This is a genomic window from Flagellimonas sp. L-11 (assembly GCF_056857735.1).
The window spans coordinates 1-20776 of record NZ_JBSXNR010000035.1; the positions used below are offsets into that span (position 1 = coordinate 1).

Consider the following 20776-nt stretch of genomic DNA (forward strand, 5'->3'; position numbering starts at 1 on the left):
TGTATATATTAATATAAAACTACCCCACATTTCAATTTAAAAGTATACCACTTATTACCAACTTGAACGTCCAATCAGAGACGTTCGGAAAATGATAAGTATGTATACAAAACAGGAAATAATATTAAAGAGTCATCGTGAAGGAAAAAGCCAGCGATCGATAAGCAAAGAGCTTGGGATCAGTCGGAAGACGGTCAAGAAGTATATTACCCAATTTGAAGCTCGTTTAGAGTCTGGGTTTGCTTCACAGGAAGCCATCACAGGGTATTTAACAGATCCTCCGACGTATCATCGGGAGCCACGTGAAAAATTAAAACTTACTATAGAAGTACAACAGCTCATCGATGAGCTCTTGGCAGCTAATGAAGAGAAAAAGCGTCAAGGACTTCGAAAGCAAGTGCTTAAAAAATGTGATATCCATAGCCTGTTACAAGAGCAAGGTATTGCTATTGGTTACACTACCGTCTGCAATTATATACGCAATAAACAAGGGGAGCCATCACCTAAGGAAGCTTATATACGCCAGAAGTATATTCCCGGAGCGGTCTGTGAATTTGACTGGGGAGAAATTAAGCTCTACATAGGCGGGAAGCTGACCCGCTTCCAGCTGGCTGTTTTTACAGCGGCTTACAGTAATTATCGTTACGCAGCGATTTATCAGCGTCAGGATACCCTGGCCTTTATGGAGTCCCACGTAAATTTTTTCGAACACTTGCAAGGGGTTTATAAGGAAATGGTCTATGATAATATGCGAGTAGCAGTATCCAAATTCATAGGCCCCCACGAAAAAGAACCTACAGGGGCCCTGTTGCAATTACGCGGGCATTATCAGTTCAGTCATCGCTTTTGCAATAGCTATCGGGGTAATGAAAAGGGTCATGTGGAACGCAGCGTGGAATATATCCGGCGTAAAAGCTTCGCAGTGAAATGTCACTTCACTGATGTGGAAGAGGCCACCGCCTGGTTGCATACTAAAACAACAGCCCTTAACAATACCAAGCAGAAACTCACCGGAAAGACGGCCAATGAACTGCTTGGTCAGGAAAGGGCCGCTCTACTGTCGCTGCCCACAAAATTGCTTTGCTCGGAGCAGATTCAGCTTCGCGTAGATAAATACGCTACGGTAAGTTACAAAACCAACCGATACTCAGTACCTGATCATTTAGTAGGCGAATTTCTACAGGTTAAGATTATGAGCCACCAGCTATGGTTTTACCATAACAATCACAAAGTGGCCGCTCACTCGAGAAGTTACAACCTCCATGATTGGATTATTAAGATCGATCACTACCTCGATACTTTTAAACGTAAACCTGGTGCTCTGGCAGGAAGTATGGCGCTGGCCAGCTCCCGGTATTTAAAAGCGCTTTATGATACCCATTTTATGGGAGAGCCTCGTGATTTTATTGAACTACTGGATTATTGCCGGCAACATACCATCACGGATGAAAAGCTAGCACAAGCAGTAACCCAGCTAACCCAGAGCCCGGTAAAGCAGTTGACCATAGAAAAAATAACAGCCCTCTTAGGGAACAAACAGCATCCTGTTGAACCTCCTAAATGGACCCAAACTACGGCGATGGCTAAATCACAACTTCAACAATTATCAACACTCATAAATTAAAAACATTATGGATAAGACAATCAACCAGCGTATTGTGGACTACAGTAAAGAATTACGGCTTCCCATATTTAGAAGGGATTTTATGGTGTTGGCAAAAGAGGCAGCCACCCAGCGTCTGGACTATGAAAACTTCCTTTTACAACTTATGGAAGGTGAATATCAAGCACGGGTAGAGAACCGTAAGAAATCCCATATTCGACAAGCGAACTTCCCCTCAAAGATGTATTTAAATGACTTAAAGCGGGACCAATTACCCTCCAATGCCATGGAGAAGCTTCCGCTACTGGAGCGTCTTGATTTTATCGAATCCGGACAGAATATCGTATTGGCCGGGAACCCTGGTACCGGTAAAACGCATATAGCCATAGGTCTTGGCCTGAAAGCCTGTTTGCAAGGTTATAAAGTATTATTTACCACGGTTCATAAACTATTAACCCAAATACGGGAATCTCATTCCCAGCGTAGCTTAAAGACCTTGGAGGCACGCTTCGAGAAGTATGATTTGGTGATCTGTGATGAATTTGGCTACGTCTCCTTTGATAAGGAAGGATCCGAACTCCTGTTCAACCATCTCTCTTTAAGAGCCGGACGTAAATCAACCATAATCACCACCAATCTCGGCTTTGAACGCTGGGAGGAAATCTTTGGGGATCCCGTATTAACAGCAGCATTAGTAGACCGGCTCACCCATAAAGCCTACCTTATAAATATGAACGGAGAATCTTACCGCTTAAAAGAAACCAAACAAATGATGAACAAATGAAAAATCGAAAAAATGGTATCAGGGCGCCGCCGGTATCCCTGTTCCCTGGGGTACCCCAGGGAACAGGGATACCATTGTTAATTAATTTAAAATGGTATACTTTTGAAATGAAATAGTGGTATACTTTTCAGTTGAAATAAACACATCGGGTACATTGGGCAAAAAATGGGCCGAATCAAAGTTGAAATGTTTAAACAGAATCATGTCTTGCTATTTGAATCAAACTCTTATCCGAAGGCTGGGAACGTTTTAGGGAAACTGCCCCGGATACGATGAACAACATTAAGGGAATCACCCCGCCAAAAAGAAAAAGACAGGCACCTATGCCCCTTAACCAAGTCAGGGATTGGAACACCCCTCCGCCTATAAATGCTTCGGAACGGGCAAACCAGAGTCCATTTTCAACCACTGCCTTGAATTGGATGGTGCCCGCGGGAAGAAGATCCAAAAGTACCATGAGCATCAACCCTATGTTAATGGACCAAAAAGACACCTTTACCAGTTTCTTACTCCATTTTTTTGGCTTGAACAGCAACTTTGTAGCAAACAACATGGCAGCGAGTGAAATATTCCCGTACACTCCCATTAAAGCAGCATGGGCATGGTTTACGGTCAGATAAGTACCATGCTCATAATAGTTCATGATGGGCAGGTTGATTATGATTCCCAATACCCCTGCCCCGAAAAAGTTCCAAAAGTTCACGGCTATCAAGAACGAAAACACCTCTGGAAACCCAAAATCGCCCAGTTCGCTCGGCTTTACTCCCTCAAGGGCAATTCGTGGCATGTTCTTGAACCTCCAAGCCTCCACGGTCAATAAGATCAGGGGAACGAATTGTAGGGTGGAAAATATACTGCCCAGGGCCATTGTGGCCACGGGTTTGGCATTCCAATAGAAATTGTGGGAAATCCCCAAAAGGCCGGTGCCCAAAAATAGAATGGTGGCAAAATAGATGACCCTTATGGCGGCATTTCTGCTCACAAGCCCCATCAATACCATTAAATAGCTAACGATAACCGTGATGAATACTTCAAAAAAAGCCTCTACCCACATGTGCACTACCATCCATCGCCAAAAGTCGGCAATAACGAAATTGGTTTCCGGGCGGGCCACAAAACCCGATATGAACAACAAGGGGATCCCTATTATCGAATACATGATCCAATTGGGAAGGTTCCAGGGCATACCCTTTACAAAAGCAGGTCTCATGCCCCTGAAAACCACAATTCCCCAAAGCACAAAAATAAGCATGAGCAGAACTTGGAAAGCTTGTCCGAAATCAACAAACTCCCAACCTTGATGTCCCAAAGCGTGCCACCAATCCCCCAAAACTCCCATCGGGCCCAAGACCATACCTGTCAAGGAGCCTGCCACCAGAACGACCAAGAGCATGAAAAGCAGGTTGATCAGGGGAAGTTGATGTTCCACTTCCCTTTTGGCCAAAATCGGGAGGATGAAAATGGAAGAGGCGATCCAACAGGTCGATATCCAATACAATGAGAGCATCAGATGCCAACTTCTGGAAACCGTTATGGGGAAGGATTCCGAGAATTCAACACCAAAAAAACCAAGGTAATCCACAAATTCATTGATGGTCACAAAACCACTGGACACCTGAACAAAAAACAAAATAATGGCCACGAAGAAAAACTTGTAAGATGCCCTTTGGGTTTTTGTGGGCGCAAAATCCCTGACACTTCTGGCTGTCAACAATGCTTTGCTAGCTGGTTTAAAAAATTTGTTCGACAATTGATTGTACTGGCCTATGAAGTACAGTACAATACCACAAACAAGCACAAAGGCCAACAACCCCAGCACACTCCACAAAACTACTGGAGAGGTTGGGGTATTGCCTGCCTCGGCATCGTAGGGCCAATTATGGGTATAGCTAAAACTTTCTCCTGGTCTTTCGGTGACACAGACCCATGCTCCCCAAAAAAAGAAATTGGAAAGACTGAGGATCTCTTCCTTGTCTGTAATGTAGTTCTTCAAAGGAAAGGAACTTTCACTGGAAGTATCCAAGAAAACATTTTGATAATAATCCCGCACCTTTTCCAGGGCATACACATAGGCATCATTCAAAACAACAATATCCGCAGCACTGTCATAACCATTATTCTTGAGTTCCTGTTTCACCTTTTCGGCAATCACTTTCTGTTCATTATCATTTGCGGCCCTACCGTTTTGGGCCTCAAATTGCTCTTGATAATATGTATTGACGTGAACGCTTATCTGGTGCAGGGCCTCAGCGGTAAAATCGGGGCCACGTTGTGCCCCATCCCCAAAGAAAGAGCCATATTCCATAAGGGCATACTTATGAAAGACGATTTGTCCTTTTTCTATGTCGGTCTTACTGATCAGCAATGCACCATCCTGGGTTTGGAAGCCGGTCATCGGTGGTGCATCGTTGTAGGTTTGAAACCCGATCATGCCTACTCCTGCCAGACTTATGATCAATATGAACAACAATGGGGCCCACCAATTTTTGGTGTCCATCCAATAATCAATATTCTTTTTTAAACCCTTTTTGCCAGTGACCGTTACTTTGTTCTTTATTTTGTGCACACCTAAAGTTTTTGGTTAGTTAAGTATCTCCTCTCTCTCATTCGATAAGAATGGTTCAAGATTGAATCTGTACTATCAAAGAAAAGCAATTTTATTTAATTAAATATTAAATGACCTTTATATATTTTACTATACCCTGAGCCATGTTTAAATGATACCCTTGGTTCAAGGCCAACACTCCAAAAAGAAATTGAGGACTTCATTGGGGTGTTTGAAGTATCAGTGATTTTCTGAATGGACAGTGGACAGCAATCCCTGTTGTTTCGATTAAAACATCTTAAAAAGCCCCTTTTCAGGGGCTTTTGGTTTTTGGTTGACAATCTCTAGGTGACTGTTCTCATTGCTTTAATTCTTGCTTTACCGTTAACCCATACACACAGGGGATCACCAATAGGTTCAAAATAGTTGCAGAAAACAAACCTCCCAAAATGACCACAGCCATGGGGCTTTGAATCTCACTACCTGGTTGTCCACCTTTCAAGGCCAAAGGAATCAAGGCCAATCCTGTGGTAAAGGCTGTCATTAGAATAGGGTTTAACCGATCCAATGCCCCAGTTTTAATGAGGTTCATCCCTGTTTTTCCTTCTCGCCGCAAATCTTCGTATCGAGATACCAAAAGAATACCATTTCGGGTGGCAATACCGAACAAGCTTATAAATCCAATGGTTGCTGCAATACTTACGATTCCAGATGTGAAGTACACGATTAAAATACCCCCTATCAATGACAGAGGCAAATTGATGAGCACCACAAAGGCCAATTTTACATTTTTGAACTCGTAATACAGCAATAAGAATATAATGCCAATGGCCAAAAATGCAGTGACCAATAACAATTGAGATGCTTTGGATTCACTTTCAAACTGTCCGCCGTATTGTACACGATACCCTTCAGGAAAGTTAATGGTACTGTTGACCACGTCTTCAATCTCGTTTACAGCACTTCGAAGATCCCTGCCCTGTACATTGGCGGCAATAACAATCTTACGCTGGACATCTTCTCGACTGATAGTATTTGGGCTGCTTACAGATCCTATGGTCGCCAATTCACCCAACACTGTATGTCCGCCATTAGGAAGGCTTACCAACGTATTTTTGAAGCTCTCAATATTATCACGAAAGGGTTTTTCGTAGCGTACCACCAAATCAAAATATTGTTGGCCTTCATAGATTTCGCCTACTTCCTCACCTGCAAAGGCAATGTCCACTTGTTCCATCAGATCGCCAACTGTCATTCCGTATGCCGCCAAGATTTGGCGTTTGGGTTTGATCCGAATTTGGGGAACTTCTATTTGCTGGTCAACCGCCACGTCTGCCAATCCATCAATGGATTTGATGTTTTGCTCCACCTGTTTTCCCAATTCAAACAAACGTTGTAAGTCAGAGCCAAAAATTTTGATCGCAATATTGGCACGCGTTCCCGATAGCATATGGTCTATACGGTGTGCAATAGGCTGCCCAAGGGTAATGTTAACCCCGGGCACCACACTCAATTTGGTACGGACTTCCTCGAAAAACGTTTCTTTGGTTTTACCATCCAATATAAATGGCACATCAATTTCGGCAGCATTGACCCCTTGTGCGTGTTCGTCCAGTTCCGCTCGGCCAGTTCTGCGGGTCACCACTTCAACTTCGGGCATTTCCAACAACAAGTTTTCTATTTGCTTCCCTGCCTTATTACTTTCTTCCAAAGACATACCGGGAGGACCAACCGCACTGATCACCAATGAACCTTCATTGAACTCAGGCAAAAAACTCCTTCCCAATTGGGTTGCCAATGCCAAACTCAAAACAAAAGCAATCACAGTTACACCTATCACCGTCTTTGGGAACTTGATCACCTTGTCGAGTGTGTTTGCATAACGTTTTTGAAGCCATTGTTCCACTTTTGTGCCCTCGGCTTGCTTGTTCAACAGCTTTTCGTTGTTCAGCAAATACGAACATAGCACAGGGGTTACTGTAACTGCAACAATCAAGGAAGTTAATACAGATGTTACAAAAGCAATCCCGAGCGGTTGTAATAATCTACCTTCCATTCCACTCAAAAAGAACAGAGGCACGAACGAAACAATTATGATCAAGGTCGCTATGATGATGGAACTTCGAATTTCCACGGAAGCATCACGTACTACGGTAATTACCGATTGTTGTGCTTCTTTTGGTAAACGACTGTTTTCACGCAAACGTTTATAAACGTTTTCCACATCAATAATAGCATCATCCACCAATGCCCCAATGGCAATGGCCATACCTCCCAAACTCATGGTGTTAATGGTATATCCCATGAATTTTAAAACGATGATGGACACCAACAGGGAAATGGGAATTGCTAACAAAGAAATTACCGTGGTACGCCAGTTCATTAAGAAAATGAACAGTACAATGACCACGAAAAATGCACCTTCCAATAAGGTCGAATTTAGATTGCTTATGGAAGCTTCAATAAAATCGGATTGTCTGAAAATCTGGCTTTTGATTTCTACCCCTTTTGGCAGGGTTTTCTGCAAATCTGCAATAGCCTCATCCAATTGTTCCGTCAATTTTAACGTATTGACATCGGGTTGTTTTGAAATGGTCAAAATCACAGATTCCTTCCCGTTCAATGAACCATCACCAATCTTGTCCGATGCGCCGATCTGTACCGTAGCCACATCTTTTATTTTAATGGTCTGACCGTTGATCTGTTTTACAACAGCTTCCTGTAAATCTTCCAATGCATAGGCCCTGCCACTTCCTTTAATGATGTATTGATTGCCGTACTGATTCACTATACCACCAGGAGCATTTACATTGGCTTCCTTAACGTGCTCTACCAGTTCTGACAAGCTCACGTTGTAGTGCTTCAGCTTTTCGGGATTGGCAAATACTTGGTATTGTTTGTACTCGCCACCAATAACCACCACATTGGCGATTCCTCCTATTGCCTTGATGCGTGGGCGAATCGTCCAGTCGGATAGGGTACGTAATTCCATAGGTGACAAACTATCGGAGGTGACACCCAATAACATGATTTCTCCCATGATGGATGAAATAGGTGCCATAGTTGGTGCGCCGATACCTTCAGGCAGATTTTCACGAACCATCGGGATGCGTTCGCTTACAATTTGGCGCGCGCGATATATATCCGTTCCCCATTCAAATTCCACCCAGACAATGGAAATACCCGCTGCCGATGAGGAGCGAATACGTCTTACATTGGGCGAACCGTTCAGGGCGGTTTCCAATTGATAGGTCACCAGTTTTTCCACTTCTTCCGATTCCATGCCATGGGCTTCGGTAAGAATGGTTACCGTAGGTGCTGTGAGGTCTGGGAATACATCAACATTCATTGTTTTTGCATAGTACACTCCCAATACACTCAACACTACGGCTCCCAACAAAATCAGCAAACGATTATGTAGGGAACTATTTAATATTTTAGTCAACATAATTTTTGCTTTTTAATGTTCATGGCCATGTGCAGGGGTTGTTCCTGACATGGAAGCCATTTTTACCTGATACGCACCTGTGGTTACCACAACATCACCAGCTTCCAAACCTTTTAAGACCTCTACATTTTCACCATTGCGTTTACCTATGGTAATTGATCTCCGTTCAAAGCTTTCTCCCGAAAGTTGCACCATAACCGAATAGTTACCGTAATCTTCCAGTAAGGCCGATTCGGGAACAATTGTGGTTTGTTTACCATCTCCCATTGCAATCTGTACTTGGGTTAAACTACCGTCTGGAACTGCAATAATGTCGTTCACTCTGGCAAATACTGAAATCAATGGACTCTCCATTTCCACATCTTTTGAAATGGATAGGATTTCACCATCTGAATCTGAAATGTTTTTCCAATCACCAGTTTCCGTTTGATACCATAAACCTTTGATATTTTCCATGGTCAAACCATAGGTGGGTGCAATCTGCGATTTCAACACTTTTGAATCCTCTGTTGCCACACTGATCAATACAGCTCCCTGCTCTACATAATCACCATTGGCCACATTTACAGATCTTATGAAACCATTAAAAGGTGCTCGAATCTGTTTACTGTCTCCCGACACTCCCGAAGCAATGGATTGATATTCTGCTTTTGCTATGGCATAATTACTTTCCACTTTTTCAAATGCAGCCTTTGGAATGATCTTGCTCTCGTAGAGTTCCTTTTTTCTGTTGTATTCCGATGCTGCCTGATCATAATTAGCCTTTGCTTTGGCCACCTCGGCACTTAAATTATTGGATGCCAATCCTTGACTGCTCACGTTTAATAGCAACTGTCCTTGTTTTACCTCCATGCCTTCGGTAAGATTGGATGATGAAAAGTTGACGGTTCCGTTGGCCGTTGCCACCATTGTTTTTAATGCCCCTTGAGCTGGTTGCCAAACCCCAGAGGTTTTGATAACATCATATATTTCACCTTTTGTTACAGGTTCAGTTTGGAAAGCTGTTTTCCAAGCCTGTTCTTTCAAAAATGAAATGGATCCATCCTCTCCCGCTTCACCCAAAGCTTCTTTGGCTTCGTCCAAACTGGCATAGACCATAATATCCTCGATTACGATTTTATCAGTGTATTGCGGGGTGGTAAGATCAAAAATCAATTGATGTTCCCCAGATCCTGTGGGCTGAAGAAGTGGAGAAAATATACCCGGTGACGAGGGTGCGTCAGCAGTTGACCGTATTCCTTTTTCACCTTTGACCAAACTTACCGTAACCGAACCTTCCCGTATTGGCTGATGTTTGTCCAATACAGTAAAATGTGCGGCGAACTTGCTCGGTTGTCCAACAATCAATGCCGGGAACTCCACAAACAATTCGGTGTCATCTGTCCAAATGGTATAATCCAAACGAGGCGTTTCATCCCCTACATGGCTGCCATCTGGATTATGTGCGTGGTCTTCTTCGTTATTTTGTTTACAAGCTGTTGCAATTAAGGCAAGCACAATTATTAAATACTTTTTCATTTTGATTAAAGTTTAGTGATCGTGGTGTGTTTCTCCGTCCTCGTGAGTGTGAGTACCCTCCTCTTCAGTTTGTACGGAGTCCTTATCCATTGTAAATTCCTCCTGTTTAACTTCTTCCTGTTCGTGCGTATGGTCTGCACCTTCCCCATGGGTATGTCCATGGTCGTCTTTAGCTTCTTCTTTTTTGGTGTCGCGACATCCTGTAATTCCTATTGCAATGATTACCATTGATGCCATTAAAATTTTTGATACTGTTTTACTCACGATGAGTTTATTTGTTTTAAAGTGTTCGTGAATCTTTGATTTCATCTTTTTGTTTTTTAAGGTGTTACAATTGATGTATTAATAATTGTGCTTGTAATTGCTGTAATTGTTTTTCCATTTCCAACATCCTATCGGTTGCATCCCGATAAAACTGAACTTCCATATAATATTCCAAAAAGGAATATTCCCCCAGACTATAGGCTTTAAATAAAAGTGCTTCGCTATCTAGGTTGGATAGGGTTTCTCGGTATTCGGTGTATTTGTTGAACAACAAAAGGTACTGGTTGTATTCTTGTTGAAATTGTGAATACATTAATGCCCTTGTTACTTCTGAATTGGTTTGCTGATACTCAAAGTCGGCCTTCGCCGCCTTGACTTTGTTTTTACTGTTCCATAAGGGAATGGACAAACCGCCAAATACCCCAGAATAATCATTGCCATTCACACCTTGGTAGTTATATCCCAATGAGAAATTAGGAAGGACTTTGTTCTTTTCCAGTTTGACGTTCTGGAAAGCAGAAGCTTCATTGGCTTGGAGTTCAGTCAATCTTGGGTCATTGGCCAGTTTTTCACTCCAAATTGTCTCAATGCTTTGTAATTGGACAGGACTGTCCAACTGCAAATCATTCATTTCAATGGATTGGCCACCATTTAGCGTTTGCAATTCGGTCAGTTGGTTTTGTATATCTGCTTGTATCTGTTCCACAACAAACTGTTCCTGTATCCAAGCTACTTTAGCCTTGTTGAGGTCCAAAATTCCAACCTGTTCCTTATTGTACAATTCCTGGATTTGTTGGAAAACCTCTTGACTTTGGGTTTTCCGGACCTCTTCAATCTCCAGCCTTTTTCGAAGCATGTTCAGATTGATCAAACCCTTCTTCGCATTCAACAATATTTCTTGACGCTTTTTGGTATACATCGCTTCCAATTGATCCTCTTGAAGCTTGTTCCATTTATTGCGTGCCAAATACACTGTGGGAAACTCAAAGGATTGTGATACTTCAAATTCTGAATAATCGTCCGATTGGTGTTCACCAAACGGTAAATAATACCCAAGAACTTCTGGATTCGGTAAATTGTTGCCACTTTTATTCAACAGTTGCTGCCCATTGATATACGATTGATAGGCCTTCAACGCTTTATTGTTCTGTTCTATTTGGCTTAGTACTTTCTCCATCTCAGTGGATTGTGAAAACACTTTACCGAAGAACAGGTATACGCAAAGAGCGCATACGAATTTAAATTTCATAATGATTTTGTTTAGGTTTATCAAAATTGAGAAACGAACACCCTGATTCAATTACTAAAAAAGAATCAGTTTGCCTTCTTGATTAACCTAAAGCTGGTGGGCCCCGGAGAGAATAACTGGATAAATAGGCTTTGAGTTCCTTATCAGGTGGCTGATCCCACTCTACAATTTCATCAACATCTTTACAATGATGTTTGTTGTGGGAAAAGTTAAAATCAGTTTTTACGAGGTCTTTTTTGGCTACAACCTTTTCAACAGAAGTTGAATCCAATACCAAGAGATCATTAGTGATATTGGTATGGATATGCATATCCAAAAACCAGTCGAAAAGCCCTTCTTGAGACTGGTTGTCCCTATGTTCTCCATGATGATGTTCATGACCATGGGTATGGGCCACTTCATTATGGGAAGATGCTTCAAGGTGAATATGATGAACATGGGGCAATACCTTGTGAAACATCAACATGCTGATGATGCCCAGGAATATGTATGCTATGCCCTTTTTTCTTGTCATTGCACCAAAGTTAGCAAAATTGTCGCCCTTTCAATTCGTTTATTGAATAAAAGCCAAACGCTAAAGGTCAATGTTTTGGATTTACACAAAGTTCAGCCCGTTCTTTTTCGACTCTACCTCAAAGATATCAACAAATACATCGTTTATAAGTCTCAATCCATAGCACAAATCCAAAGGTAGTCCCTTTTCCGAAAAATCTTTGAGCGCTTAACACTTAATGATATCCGTTAAGCTTGACATAGAAATTAAGTGTTGATACCCGATTGGGATAGGAATCAACAAGAACAACTCCTTCCTGTATCGGCGGACATTGTAGATAGCATTTGTTATGCCTTAATTGACCATCCAACTTTTACGTAAACTTAGCTACTTCAGTAAATCTAGGTCTTGCAGTTTTCTACCAAGAACATCGTCGGTCCCGAGTTTGTGAAAATCATCTTGCAAATTCAAAACCTTAAAAACACTATAGTACAAACCAATGGCAACCGAAGAATCCCCTTTTTCTATTCGGTAAAGCGTAGCGCGATGAATTCCGGCTCGCTCAGAAACTTGGTTGGTTGTAAATTTCCTACGTTTCCGTGCGAGCTTAATATTTTCACCGATTTGATGAAATAGCCTCTGATCCTTGGGCAATAAGATTACCTTTTTCAACTTCATTTTGTTGCTTATTAACAACAATAATATCCTTTTTGTAGTTTTTAAGCAACATAATTTATTAATTATAGAAACAAAGTGATTCGAATTGACTGTATTTGAAGAATACTATAAACAATCTAAAAAAAGTGCATCAAAATGCACTTTTTATTGCTTTTTTAAACTTGCATGTTATTGTTTTATACAAAAGTGCATTATAATACACTTTCTGTTGTTTTAGTCATGAAATATATTATCTTTACATTAAAAAGAGCAATATAATGCACCCTGAAAAGTTAGGAAAGACCATAAAAAACCGAAGGGAAATACTTGCCATCACACAAAGAGATTTGGCGGAACTTTCCGGTATGGGACTGCGTACACTGAAAGCCATTGAAAATGGAAAGTCGAACCCAACCCTTGAAACGTTGAACAAGCTCATGGATGTACTTGGGATGGAATTGAGCATTGATGTGCGAAAACCTAAATTCTGATAAATGAGGATTGCAGAAGTCTATAGAAACGGAGAGCTCACCGGATTGCTCACCGAACATTCCGTAAACAGTTATGAGTTTAGCTATGATGATAAGTGGTTCATGGATGAAGGCAAACCGGCTATAAGCTTGACATTGCCCAAAACGAAAAAGACCCACCATTCCCAGCACCTTTTTCCCTTCTTTTTCAATATGCTTTCAGAGGGTGTCAACAAACAACTCCAATGCCGGCAGTTGCGAATCGATGAAAGGGATAGTTTTGGCCTATTGATGGCCACGGCAAAGAACGATACCATAGGCGCCATAACGGTAAAACAGATCCATAGCGAAAAACCATGAGCATCCCCAAAATAGCATACTGCCCAGGAACTTTGGCCGAAGGTTTCACGACCTACAGCCAGAATTGCCTAAACCGTGTCTTCGAAGGGAGAAAGGTGAGCCATGTCCTACCCTATGACCCTCCCGCGGAAAGTGAGGAGGTGGCAGAGAAGTTCCAGGAAAACCGCAAACGAATTTCCATTTCCGGGGTCCAGGAAAAACTCTCCATGGTCCTTGAAAAAAATAAACTGCGTTTGACCGAGGAAGGGGAACAGGGCACTTACATCCTGAAACCTATCCCCAGGGATTTGAAAAAGGTCGACCAGATACCGGCCAATGAACATTTGACCATGCAGATTGCCCGACAGGTCTTTGGGCTACATACCGCCGAGAATGCATTGCTATTTTTCAGTAATGGTGAACCTGCCTATATAACGAAACGTTTTGATGTAAAAGCAGATGGCACCAAACTGGGTTTGGAGGATTTTGCCTCATTGGCGGGTAAAACTTCCGAAAAGGACGGTGATGAATACAAATATAACTACAACTACGAGGAAATTGGAGAGCTGATCAAGGACTATGTTCCCGCCTACAGAATCGAATTGGAAAAGTTTTTCCAATTGGTGGTATTCAATTATCTCTTCTCCAATGGAGATGCCCATTTGAAAAACTTTTCGTTGCTCGAAACCCCGAATGCTGATTACACCCTAAGCCCATCCTATGATCTGATAAATACAAGGATCCACGTAAATGATAGGGATTTTGCATTGGAAGGCGGATTGTTCAAGGATGTTTTTGAATCGGATGAGGTCAAGGCCAACGGACGCGCCGGTCTTCATGATTTCCAAGAATTCGGTAGAAGATTGGGCATTATGGAGTCACGCATGGTGAGACTTTTGAAGCCTTTCCGCCAACGGCAAGACCTTGTAGAAACATTGATTCAACGATCTTTCCTTAACCAGGAGACCAAGGCTTTTTATCTAAAGGAGTATTTGTTTCGCTGTGGGCAGCTCAACAAAACGTGACGGTAACTATGCCCATGAACCTATCGATTGGTCAATTGGAATACCTACCATCCCGACGCAAAACCACTATCGCTTTCAGAATTATTTCTGAGTACCGAACGAAGTCCCTCCATATCGGCGCTGATCTTATCCTCCAATACCCGTGCATAGACCTGGGTCGTTGTGATCTTGGTGTGCCCCAAAAGCTTTGATACCGTGGCTATGGGAACCCCATTGGAAAGGGTAACCGTTGTGGCAAAAGTATGCCTGGCGGAATGAAAGGTCAGGTTTTTATCGACCCCGATCTTTTTTGTAACCTCCTTGATATAGCTGTTCATTTTTTGGTTTACAAATACGGGCAAAAGGGCATCCTTTGCTTTTCCTGGTGCATCCCTATATCTTTCCATAATCAGCATGGCCTCTTCCAAAAGGGGAATCCTGAGCGGGTAATTGGTCTTTGTCCGTTTCAGGAACAACCAAAACCTGCCGTCAATGCCTCGCACCACATTGCCCTTTTTCAACTTTTTGACATCACTATAGGATAAGCCGGTATAGCATGAGAAGACAAAGACATCCCTGACGATTCGATGACCTTCTTCAGGAACAAAAGCATTTTTCAAGAGTTCAAGTTCATGCTTCTCCAAAAATTCACTTTTGTGTTTGTGTAACTTCAATTTGTACCGGGCGAATGGGTTCTTATCGACCCATTCCAGATCCAAGGCAAGGTTCATCATTTTTTTAAGCCGCGAAAGATGCTTCATCACCCCGTTATTGTTCAACCGGTTCGAGCTCTGCAATGAAGGCCCTTTGCGTAAAAATTGCTCAAAATCGATTATGAAGCTATATCTGATGTGTCGGAGATAGATATCCCCGGTCCTTTGGTGCTTCAACAAAAAATTCTTGAGATAATTCTCTGTTGTGAAATAATTTTTAAGGGTACCTGGCCGTAATGTCCCATCCATATTCTGGTTGTGATAAGCGACCAATTGAAGCAAGGTTTTATGTTTGGAATCCACCCCGACGAACCTCGCTTTTATGGATTGTGCCGTAACCAATTCAAAATCAGAGGACAACTGCTTGTGACAGGCCAATAACTTGGCATGCACCTCATCCAAATACTCGTTCAATTGCCTACCTTCAGGGGTCCTTGCAACGGTTTTACTGGCTTTGGGGTCCCAAAAGGTAACCGATGTTTGTCGTTTTAAACTGATCTCAGCACGCTTTCCATCAACGGTTATCCGTGCATAAATTGGTGCAAAACCATCTTTTTCCTTGGCCAAATTGAGCCAAATAAGAATGCTAAAAGTTCTTGAAGTGCCCATAGACTCTCACTTTAGATGAATACTCGATTTGTTGTCGAAAGTCAAATCGAAGTGAAAGTCAAATGTTAAAGAGTTACCAAAGTAGTGAAAAAAATTGGTCGAAAAAAGGTAACCGAATAGGTAACTTTTGTTTTGGTTTTAAAGCCAATCAAATGAATTCAAAAAAAATGTAATTCTTTGAAAATCATTCGATTGACTTTTTGTTGGGTTGCTTTAAAACCCATTTCGTCGGGATGACTGGAAGAAAGATGTATTTACAAAAAACTCACAATCAACACCTTATACTGTGCTCTAAAACTGATTAACCGAACCCTAAACTGTAATTAAAACAGTACATTCAGTGGCAAAACTTATGGATGTTTTGCATACTAAAGGTAATACTTAATTTTAGAACAAAAAATTTCAATTTATCTAGCCTACCAATGGCGGTTTGTCGGTAATAAATGGCTGATGATAATATATTCTGCCTGTAGCTTTGTATAGTGCATTTGCATAAGCTCCCATGACCGATGGAAAGGGAGGTTATGCCATTTGATGTTAATTTGAGCCAATCCATCTTCCAAAAATTTCATATCCTCAGTGGTCAAGCCTATGGCAGCTGCTTTCATGTTCTCTAACTTTGTGGTACCAGGTATTTAAGGGTAAAAAGGAAGGAAAAGGAAGAATTTAATCACGTCGGAATTTTTTTTCCTGACATTTTTAAAATTTTAGAGAGTAGTATTAATTCAATTCTGCAAATGTTCTGCTGGAAGCAATCCATTTCCACTCTGATTTCCCAAAATTACCAGAATCCTGAATTACTTTAATGTGTGTATCGTCAATTATATCTATTGTAATATTTCCATATAATTTATCCTTTCCGGCAGGGATGTCAGACCATGATAATTCTATTTTATCTCCAATTATTTTTCCGTTTCCAACATGACACCAGTTTTCGCCAAAACTTTTATTATCGACTGGATTATTCATTCCAAGCCAATAAACATCATTGCCTACTACATTTATCCAAAATGGGTTTTTACCAGCAGATTGCCAAAAGCCGGATTTGATGGAGGAATTTACATTTTCTTTTGAACTATTTGTTTCCATTGTAGTATGTCCATTTTCCGAGTTGAGTTGAATAGATTTTTGATAATTAATATTTGCATTTTTATCGTCCCCAAGGTTCTCGTATGCCTCACCTAAACTATCAAAAGCATTGGGTGAATTTGGATAGTAATTCGTATTCAATATAAAAAATTCCAATGCCTTTGATCTCTCTTTCTCATTTCTACTTCTTAAGAACCTATATCCTATTCGGTTTACAAGAGTTTCAAGTGGTTTAAAATCCCAGGAAAGCCGTTGCGAAATTGTCTGAAATTGTTGCTCCAGCTGTGTTACAGTGTTTATATCCCGATAAGACACTCCATAGCCTTCAAATATGGAAGAAATTCCATTGTAAAAGGCAACAAGTGGGACAGTACTATGATTTTTATTTTCAAAGTAATCCATTTTTGCAGGAAAGTCACCTTCACATTTACTATTCAATGACTCATAAAATCTCACGTGCCTATCCCGATTTCTGATATTTCTTTTACCCCAATTTGCAGTGGCTATGTAAAGGAATCTTTTAAAAGAGTTCTGGGTGGCAGCCTCTAGTTTCTTGTCCATAGTTTCAGCGTTCCAGGTCCCAAAACTGGGGTCTACAGCAATAAAAGCGTTAAAAAGCGTTTTGTCTTTCATGTACGTATGAGCGGCAAGCAAACCTCCAAGAGAATGCCCGAAAAGTATTCGATAGGGTTCAGTCCTGTATTCCTTATCGAGGGCTGGTATGAGTTCTTCTTCAAGAAAACCTAGAAATTTTTCCCCACCACCAGAATTATTTTTGCGTACTGTAATGATCTTGTCCGGAGTAAAGTCCCTTCTTCGGTCAACATTTTGAATCGCGACCACAATCATTTCAGGAATTTCCCCGTTTCCGGCCATAAAACTTACCATCCCTGAAATAGGCTTAAAATGCACATTACCATCCAAAACAATAAGAACCGGATAATTTTTATAGGAAGAACCTTCGCTGTTATAAGAATCAGGCAGGCTAACCCAGTACTCCCTTTCCTCATTTAAAATTTCAGAATGAAGGTTGTGTTTCGTACCTATAAAAATCTTTTCTTTATTCTGTGAATTTCCCTGAAGCATTCCAATCAGGAAAAAAACTATTACAATGATGCCTTTATACATTTAATTAATTTTTATGAACGCTTACTTATTTGAATATACTAAGCGTGAATTTATAGGTTATTAATTTAATAGGAACTTCTCCCAAATATCTAAGAAGAAATCTGGGTTACCAGTATTCTACAATACGAGAAATTTAACCGTCTCTATATTTAAAAAGTGTCATTTGTAATTCACTTTCCACAATAGCTCCATCCTTTTTTTTAATAAATTTTTTGAACTGTGACGGCATTTAAATCTATGATTTTATTGTTTATTTTGGAAGCCTGCAAAGCTGTTCTACATATTGATCAATATCAGCATCAAAATTTTCATATAAACCTTGGTAAGCGGGTCTCATTTGAGTTCTTATACTGAACTGAATTTCATCAAGTGAAGTTCTGTTTTCACAACCTGTTTTTATCTGTTTCAAAATACTCAATAAAAATTCAGAATCACGCATGACAGAAACTTTTGTGGTGGCATGACCGTGGCCAGTTAAAACGATGGTTGGGTTTAACTCATCTATGTAATTCAGGTTCTCTATCCATGCCTCCATATCGCTGTGGTCCGTAATGATCGGCATTCTGGAAGAGCTCAAAACATCTCCGCCAAAAATAATTTTCTGCTGTGGTAGCCACATTAGAATATCGCCAGGAGAATGGGCACTTTTCGAAAAAATAAAAGTAATGTCAACGCCTCCAAAGTTGCGTTTTAGAGAATGGGCCAATATCGAGTTTGGGTAAAAAAGTTTAGTGGGACCTATAGTGCCTTCCGTTATTTTCGAATAGAATTCCAAATCATCTTTTCCATACTTTTTCATGTTTGCTAATGCTAATTCGGTAGTGATAATTTCTTCCGCTGAATTTATAAAAGCAGCGTTTCCCAGCCAATGATCGGCGTGGCTATGAGAGTTCACAATCCAACGAACGGGAAGCTCTGTAACCGATTGAATGGCTTTTTTGATGTTTTCACCTATTAGCTGGGATGAGCCGGTATCAAAAAGCAGGACCCCCTTTTCGGTAACCACAAAATGCACATTAGAATTCCATCCCTTGTTTTCGGGTGTGGGTAAACCAATATTGGGTGAAACAATACTGTAAACATTTTTACTGACTTTAATTGCAGAAAAGTCATTTGAGATATCTTTAGATCGGCAATTAATTGAGAGCATTGCAGTTAAGATAACTGCAAGTAAGATGCTTTTAATATGGTTTGTGTTTTTTTTCTCTAGATACATAATTTTCTAATATTTATGACTTTTGACGAGTAGAATTTTCGGTATTAATATCCTGATAATTTTATAATCTCGTCAGGCGAAAGATCGCTTAACTCCAGAATACTTTTCCCCGATTTAGCCATTGCTTTTCTTATTAGAAAATTTCCCGCCCGGTAGGCAATGTATGTTCTGCCATCTGGATGTTCTCCCATAACCCAGTCAGAATAGCTGGATCGCTGTGGCAGAGCAATTATTTCCTTCACCCAGCTATCGGCTTCCTTGGGATATGAGTTTATTTCCTCGATATTACCGGAATAAATTTCTGAAAAAACAATAGCCAGTCCTTCGTTGACCATGGCGTTTGGAATACCGTAACTAAATTTGTTATCCTGGATAGCCCAACCTCTAGATAAATGATGGAACTCATGAAACGCGGTAGACCGGAGAGCCGTTTTCAGAGAATCTACGATTCCACCCTTATAGTTGTTAGATACCTCGAAAATGACCACAGGAGGCGAATTCGTTTCGGTTCTACCTGTTACTCCGCCCACTTTCCCGAGATTACGATTAACAGTTTCAACAACTACCTCAATATGCGTTGGTAGCTTTGGAAGGAGCTTCCTAATTTTATTTTCTGAAGTTTCTATTACATTACTAATGAAAGCTTTCTCATTATCAGTAAATGATGAAGATCCTTCCTGAAATACAACATTAACTTTGGCTGATTTTGTTTGTTTCTTAGTTTTAGAGCCACAAGCTACCATACATAATGCAGCAGTAATTAAAAGTGGTGTTTTAAATAAATTCATTTTAAAAAGGTTACGATTGTTTGAGGTAAATATTTGTTGTTCCGTGTATTACCGAGAGCAAAAAACATTCTTTTAAAATTTTTACAAAAGGACAATTGTCCTTTTATAAAAAATCTAATACTATTCACTTTGCATCCAGAACTGATAGTAAAAAAAGAAGAGATATATAAGGTTGGGTGGTTGATTAGTTTTGAAATACAAGAAAGATGTAGAGATAAACAAATGAAATTATGTTTCTATATAAGAACGGAATTAAGGAAGCAATTAAAGTAGCTAAACAATCGAAGGAAAAAGGGAATTTGCCTTACGGATGTATTTTAACAGATAAAGATGGTAGGGTCTTACTGAAGGGAGAAAACACCATTAATACTGATAATGATTGTTTGGCACACGCCGAAATAAACTTAATTAGAGAGGCGTGTAAAATTTATGATTATAATTTTCTTAATTCCTGTGTTATTTATACCAGTGATGAGCCATGTGCCATGTGTTCATCTGCAATCTATTGGAGTGGTATAGGAAAATTGGTTTTCGGGTTAAGTAAAAAAACTTTTTATGAAAGCTTAGGCAGGGAAAATCCTAATTGGGTGTTTGAGCTTGGTTCGAGAGAGGTATTTAGTAAAGGAGGCCGTGAAGTAAAAGTCGTTGGCCCGATGTTAGAAAATGATATTTTAAAGATGCATAAAATGAATTAAGCTTCAATTTGGTTTTTTAAAGCAGGACTATCTCATAAAGTGTGTAAATAGAAAATTAGCGGGGGCATGCCCCCGCTAATTTTTTGTCTAATTTTAAATATTTGCACATTATGAAGAAAGAAGAATTGTTCAACGACGATTTCCTGAAGCAGTTCAAATCGGGA

General features: G+C 40.5%; 18 protein-coding genes. 6 read left to right on the top strand and 12 right to left on the bottom strand.

Features of this window, described 5'->3' with window-relative positions; all coding sequences use genetic code 11:
- Positions 1 to 100 precede the first annotated feature (100 nt).
- Complete coding sequence (istA, locus tag AC13CC_RS04730; RefSeq protein WP_482875572.1) at positions 101 to 1624, top strand: IS21 family transposase; 1524 nt, start codon at positions 101 to 103, stop codon at positions 1622 to 1624.
- 7 nt (positions 1625 to 1631) lie between these two features.
- Positions 1632 to 2387: an IS21-like element helper ATPase IstB gene (istB, locus tag AC13CC_RS04735; protein WP_482875573.1), complete on the top strand. Its 756-nt coding sequence runs from the start codon at positions 1632 to 1634 to the stop codon at positions 2385 to 2387.
- Positions 2388 to 2577: 190 nt separating this feature from the next.
- Here the strand turns inward: istB and AC13CC_RS04740 are convergent, their stop codons facing one another.
- From AC13CC_RS04740 to AC13CC_RS04770, 7 genes are all read right to left on the bottom strand, one after another.
- Positions 2578 to 4953 (bottom strand): nitric-oxide reductase large subunit, encoded by a 2376-nt coding sequence (locus AC13CC_RS04740; protein WP_482875636.1) that lies wholly within the window; start codon positions 4951 to 4953, stop codon positions 2578 to 2580.
- 337 nt (positions 4954 to 5290) lie between these two features.
- Positions 5291 to 8380 carry an efflux RND transporter permease subunit gene (locus tag AC13CC_RS04745; protein WP_482875637.1) on the bottom strand — a complete coding sequence of 1030 codons (3090 nt, stop codon included), beginning with the start codon at positions 8378 to 8380 and terminating at the stop codon, positions 5291 to 5293.
- Between the two features lie 12 nt (positions 8381 to 8392).
- A complete protein-coding gene (locus AC13CC_RS04750; RefSeq protein WP_326278576.1) occupies positions 8393 to 9898 on the bottom strand; it encodes an efflux RND transporter periplasmic adaptor subunit in 1506 nt (501 codons plus the stop codon).
- A gap of 12 nt (positions 9899 to 9910) precedes the next feature.
- On the bottom strand, positions 9911 to 10162 hold the full coding sequence (locus tag AC13CC_RS04755; RefSeq protein WP_482875638.1) for a hypothetical protein: 252 nt from the start codon (positions 10160 to 10162) through the stop codon (positions 9911 to 9913).
- Between the two features lie 64 nt (positions 10163 to 10226).
- Positions 10227 to 11411 carry a TolC family protein gene (locus AC13CC_RS04760; RefSeq protein WP_482875639.1) on the bottom strand — a complete coding sequence of 395 codons (1185 nt, stop codon included), beginning with the start codon at positions 11409 to 11411 and terminating at the stop codon, positions 10227 to 10229.
- Positions 11412 to 11493: 82 nt separating this feature from the next.
- Complete coding sequence (locus tag AC13CC_RS04765) at positions 11494 to 11925, bottom strand: hypothetical protein (protein ID WP_482875640.1); 432 nt, start codon at positions 11923 to 11925, stop codon at positions 11494 to 11496.
- A 366-nt stretch (positions 11926 to 12291) separates the two neighbouring features.
- Positions 12292 to 12582 carry a helix-turn-helix domain-containing protein gene (locus AC13CC_RS04770; protein ID WP_326278572.1) on the bottom strand — a complete coding sequence of 97 codons (291 nt, stop codon included), beginning with the start codon at positions 12580 to 12582 and terminating at the stop codon, positions 12292 to 12294.
- A 257-nt stretch (positions 12583 to 12839) separates the two neighbouring features.
- Between AC13CC_RS04770 and AC13CC_RS04775 the strand changes: the two genes are divergently transcribed.
- From AC13CC_RS04775 to AC13CC_RS04785, 3 genes are read left to right on the top strand one after another with little or no spacing between them, the layout of a single operon-like run.
- Positions 12840 to 13052 carry a helix-turn-helix domain-containing protein gene (locus tag AC13CC_RS04775; protein ID WP_326278571.1) on the top strand — a complete coding sequence of 71 codons (213 nt, stop codon included), beginning with the start codon at positions 12840 to 12842 and terminating at the stop codon, positions 13050 to 13052.
- Between the two features lie 3 nt (positions 13053 to 13055).
- Complete coding sequence (locus tag AC13CC_RS04780) at positions 13056 to 13391, top strand: HipA N-terminal domain-containing protein (protein WP_326278570.1); 336 nt, start codon at positions 13056 to 13058, stop codon at positions 13389 to 13391.
- On the top strand, positions 13388 to 14395 hold the full coding sequence (locus tag AC13CC_RS04785) for a type II toxin-antitoxin system HipA family toxin (protein ID WP_482875641.1): 1008 nt from the start codon (positions 13388 to 13390) through the stop codon (positions 14393 to 14395). The genes AC13CC_RS04780 and AC13CC_RS04785 overlap by 4 nt, the downstream gene beginning before the upstream one ends.
- 44 nt (positions 14396 to 14439) lie before the next feature.
- On the opposite strand, the gene AC13CC_RS04790 is transcribed toward AC13CC_RS04785, so the two are convergent.
- The 5 genes from AC13CC_RS04790 to AC13CC_RS04810 form a co-directional block, all read right to left on the bottom strand.
- Positions 14440 to 15696, bottom strand: a complete 1257-nt coding sequence (locus AC13CC_RS04790) for a site-specific integrase (protein WP_482875642.1) — start codon at positions 15694 to 15696, stop codon at positions 14440 to 14442.
- 416 nt (positions 15697 to 16112) lie between these two features.
- Positions 16113 to 16304, bottom strand: a complete 192-nt coding sequence (locus AC13CC_RS04795) for a hypothetical protein (RefSeq protein ID WP_482875643.1) — start codon at positions 16302 to 16304, stop codon at positions 16113 to 16115.
- Positions 16305 to 16416: 112 nt separating this feature from the next.
- A complete protein-coding gene (locus AC13CC_RS04800) occupies positions 16417 to 17913 on the bottom strand; it encodes an alpha/beta hydrolase-fold protein (protein WP_482875644.1) in 1497 nt (498 codons plus the stop codon).
- Positions 17914 to 18163: 250 nt separating this feature from the next.
- Positions 18164 to 19129 carry an MBL fold metallo-hydrolase gene (locus tag AC13CC_RS04805; RefSeq protein ID WP_482875645.1) on the bottom strand — a complete coding sequence of 322 codons (966 nt, stop codon included), beginning with the start codon at positions 19127 to 19129 and terminating at the stop codon, positions 18164 to 18166.
- Positions 19130 to 19173: 44 nt separating this feature from the next.
- Positions 19174 to 19917 (bottom strand): DUF2268 domain-containing putative Zn-dependent protease, encoded by a 744-nt coding sequence (locus AC13CC_RS04810; protein ID WP_482875646.1) that lies wholly within the window; start codon positions 19915 to 19917, stop codon positions 19174 to 19176.
- 230 nt (positions 19918 to 20147) lie between these two features.
- Between AC13CC_RS04810 and AC13CC_RS04815 the strand changes: the two genes are divergently transcribed.
- Entirely contained in the window at positions 20148 to 20612 is a 465-nt protein-coding gene (locus tag AC13CC_RS04815; protein WP_482875647.1) for a nucleoside deaminase, read from the top strand.
- The last annotated feature ends 164 nt before the right edge of the window (positions 20613 to 20776 follow it).

Coding starts and splice junctions, on each gene's coding strand:
- istA (WP_482875572.1), top strand. CDS start 101: ATGTATACAAAACAGGAAATAATATTAAAGAGTCATCGTGAAGGAAAA.
- istB (WP_482875573.1), top strand. CDS start 1,632: ATGGATAAGACAATCAACCAGCGTATTGTGGACTACAGTAAAGAATTA.
- AC13CC_RS04745 (WP_482875637.1), bottom strand. CDS start 8,380: ATGTTGACTAAAATATTAAATAGTTCCCTACATAATCGTTTGCTGATT.
- AC13CC_RS04750 (WP_326278576.1), bottom strand. CDS start 9,898: ATGAAAAAGTATTTAATAATTGTGCTTGCCTTAATTGCAACAGCTTGT.
- AC13CC_RS04760 (WP_482875639.1), bottom strand. CDS start 11,411: ATGAAATTTAAATTCGTATGCGCTCTTTGCGTATACCTGTTCTTCGGT.
- AC13CC_RS04765 (WP_482875640.1), bottom strand. CDS start 11,925: ATGACAAGAAAAAAGGGCATAGCATACATATTCCTGGGCATCATCAGC.
- AC13CC_RS04770 (WP_326278572.1), bottom strand. CDS start 12,582: ATGAAGTTGAAAAAGGTAATCTTATTGCCCAAGGATCAGAGGCTATTT.
- AC13CC_RS04775 (WP_326278571.1), top strand. CDS start 12,840: ATGCACCCTGAAAAGTTAGGAAAGACCATAAAAAACCGAAGGGAAATA.
- AC13CC_RS04780 (WP_326278570.1), top strand. CDS start 13,056: ATGAGGATTGCAGAAGTCTATAGAAACGGAGAGCTCACCGGATTGCTC.
- AC13CC_RS04785 (WP_482875641.1), top strand. CDS start 13,388: ATGAGCATCCCCAAAATAGCATACTGCCCAGGAACTTTGGCCGAAGGT.
- AC13CC_RS04790 (WP_482875642.1), bottom strand. CDS start 15,696: ATGGGCACTTCAAGAACTTTTAGCATTCTTATTTGGCTCAATTTGGCC.
- AC13CC_RS04795 (WP_482875643.1), bottom strand. CDS start 16,304: ATGAAAGCAGCTGCCATAGGCTTGACCACTGAGGATATGAAATTTTTG.
- AC13CC_RS04800 (WP_482875644.1), bottom strand. CDS start 17,913: ATGTATAAAGGCATCATTGTAATAGTTTTTTTCCTGATTGGAATGCTT.
- AC13CC_RS04805 (WP_482875645.1), bottom strand. CDS start 19,129: ATGTATCTAGAGAAAAAAAACACAAACCATATTAAAAGCATCTTACTT.
- AC13CC_RS04810 (WP_482875646.1), bottom strand. CDS start 19,917: ATGAATTTATTTAAAACACCACTTTTAATTACTGCTGCATTATGTATG.
- AC13CC_RS04815 (WP_482875647.1), top strand. CDS start 20,148: ATGTTTCTATATAAGAACGGAATTAAGGAAGCAATTAAAGTAGCTAAA.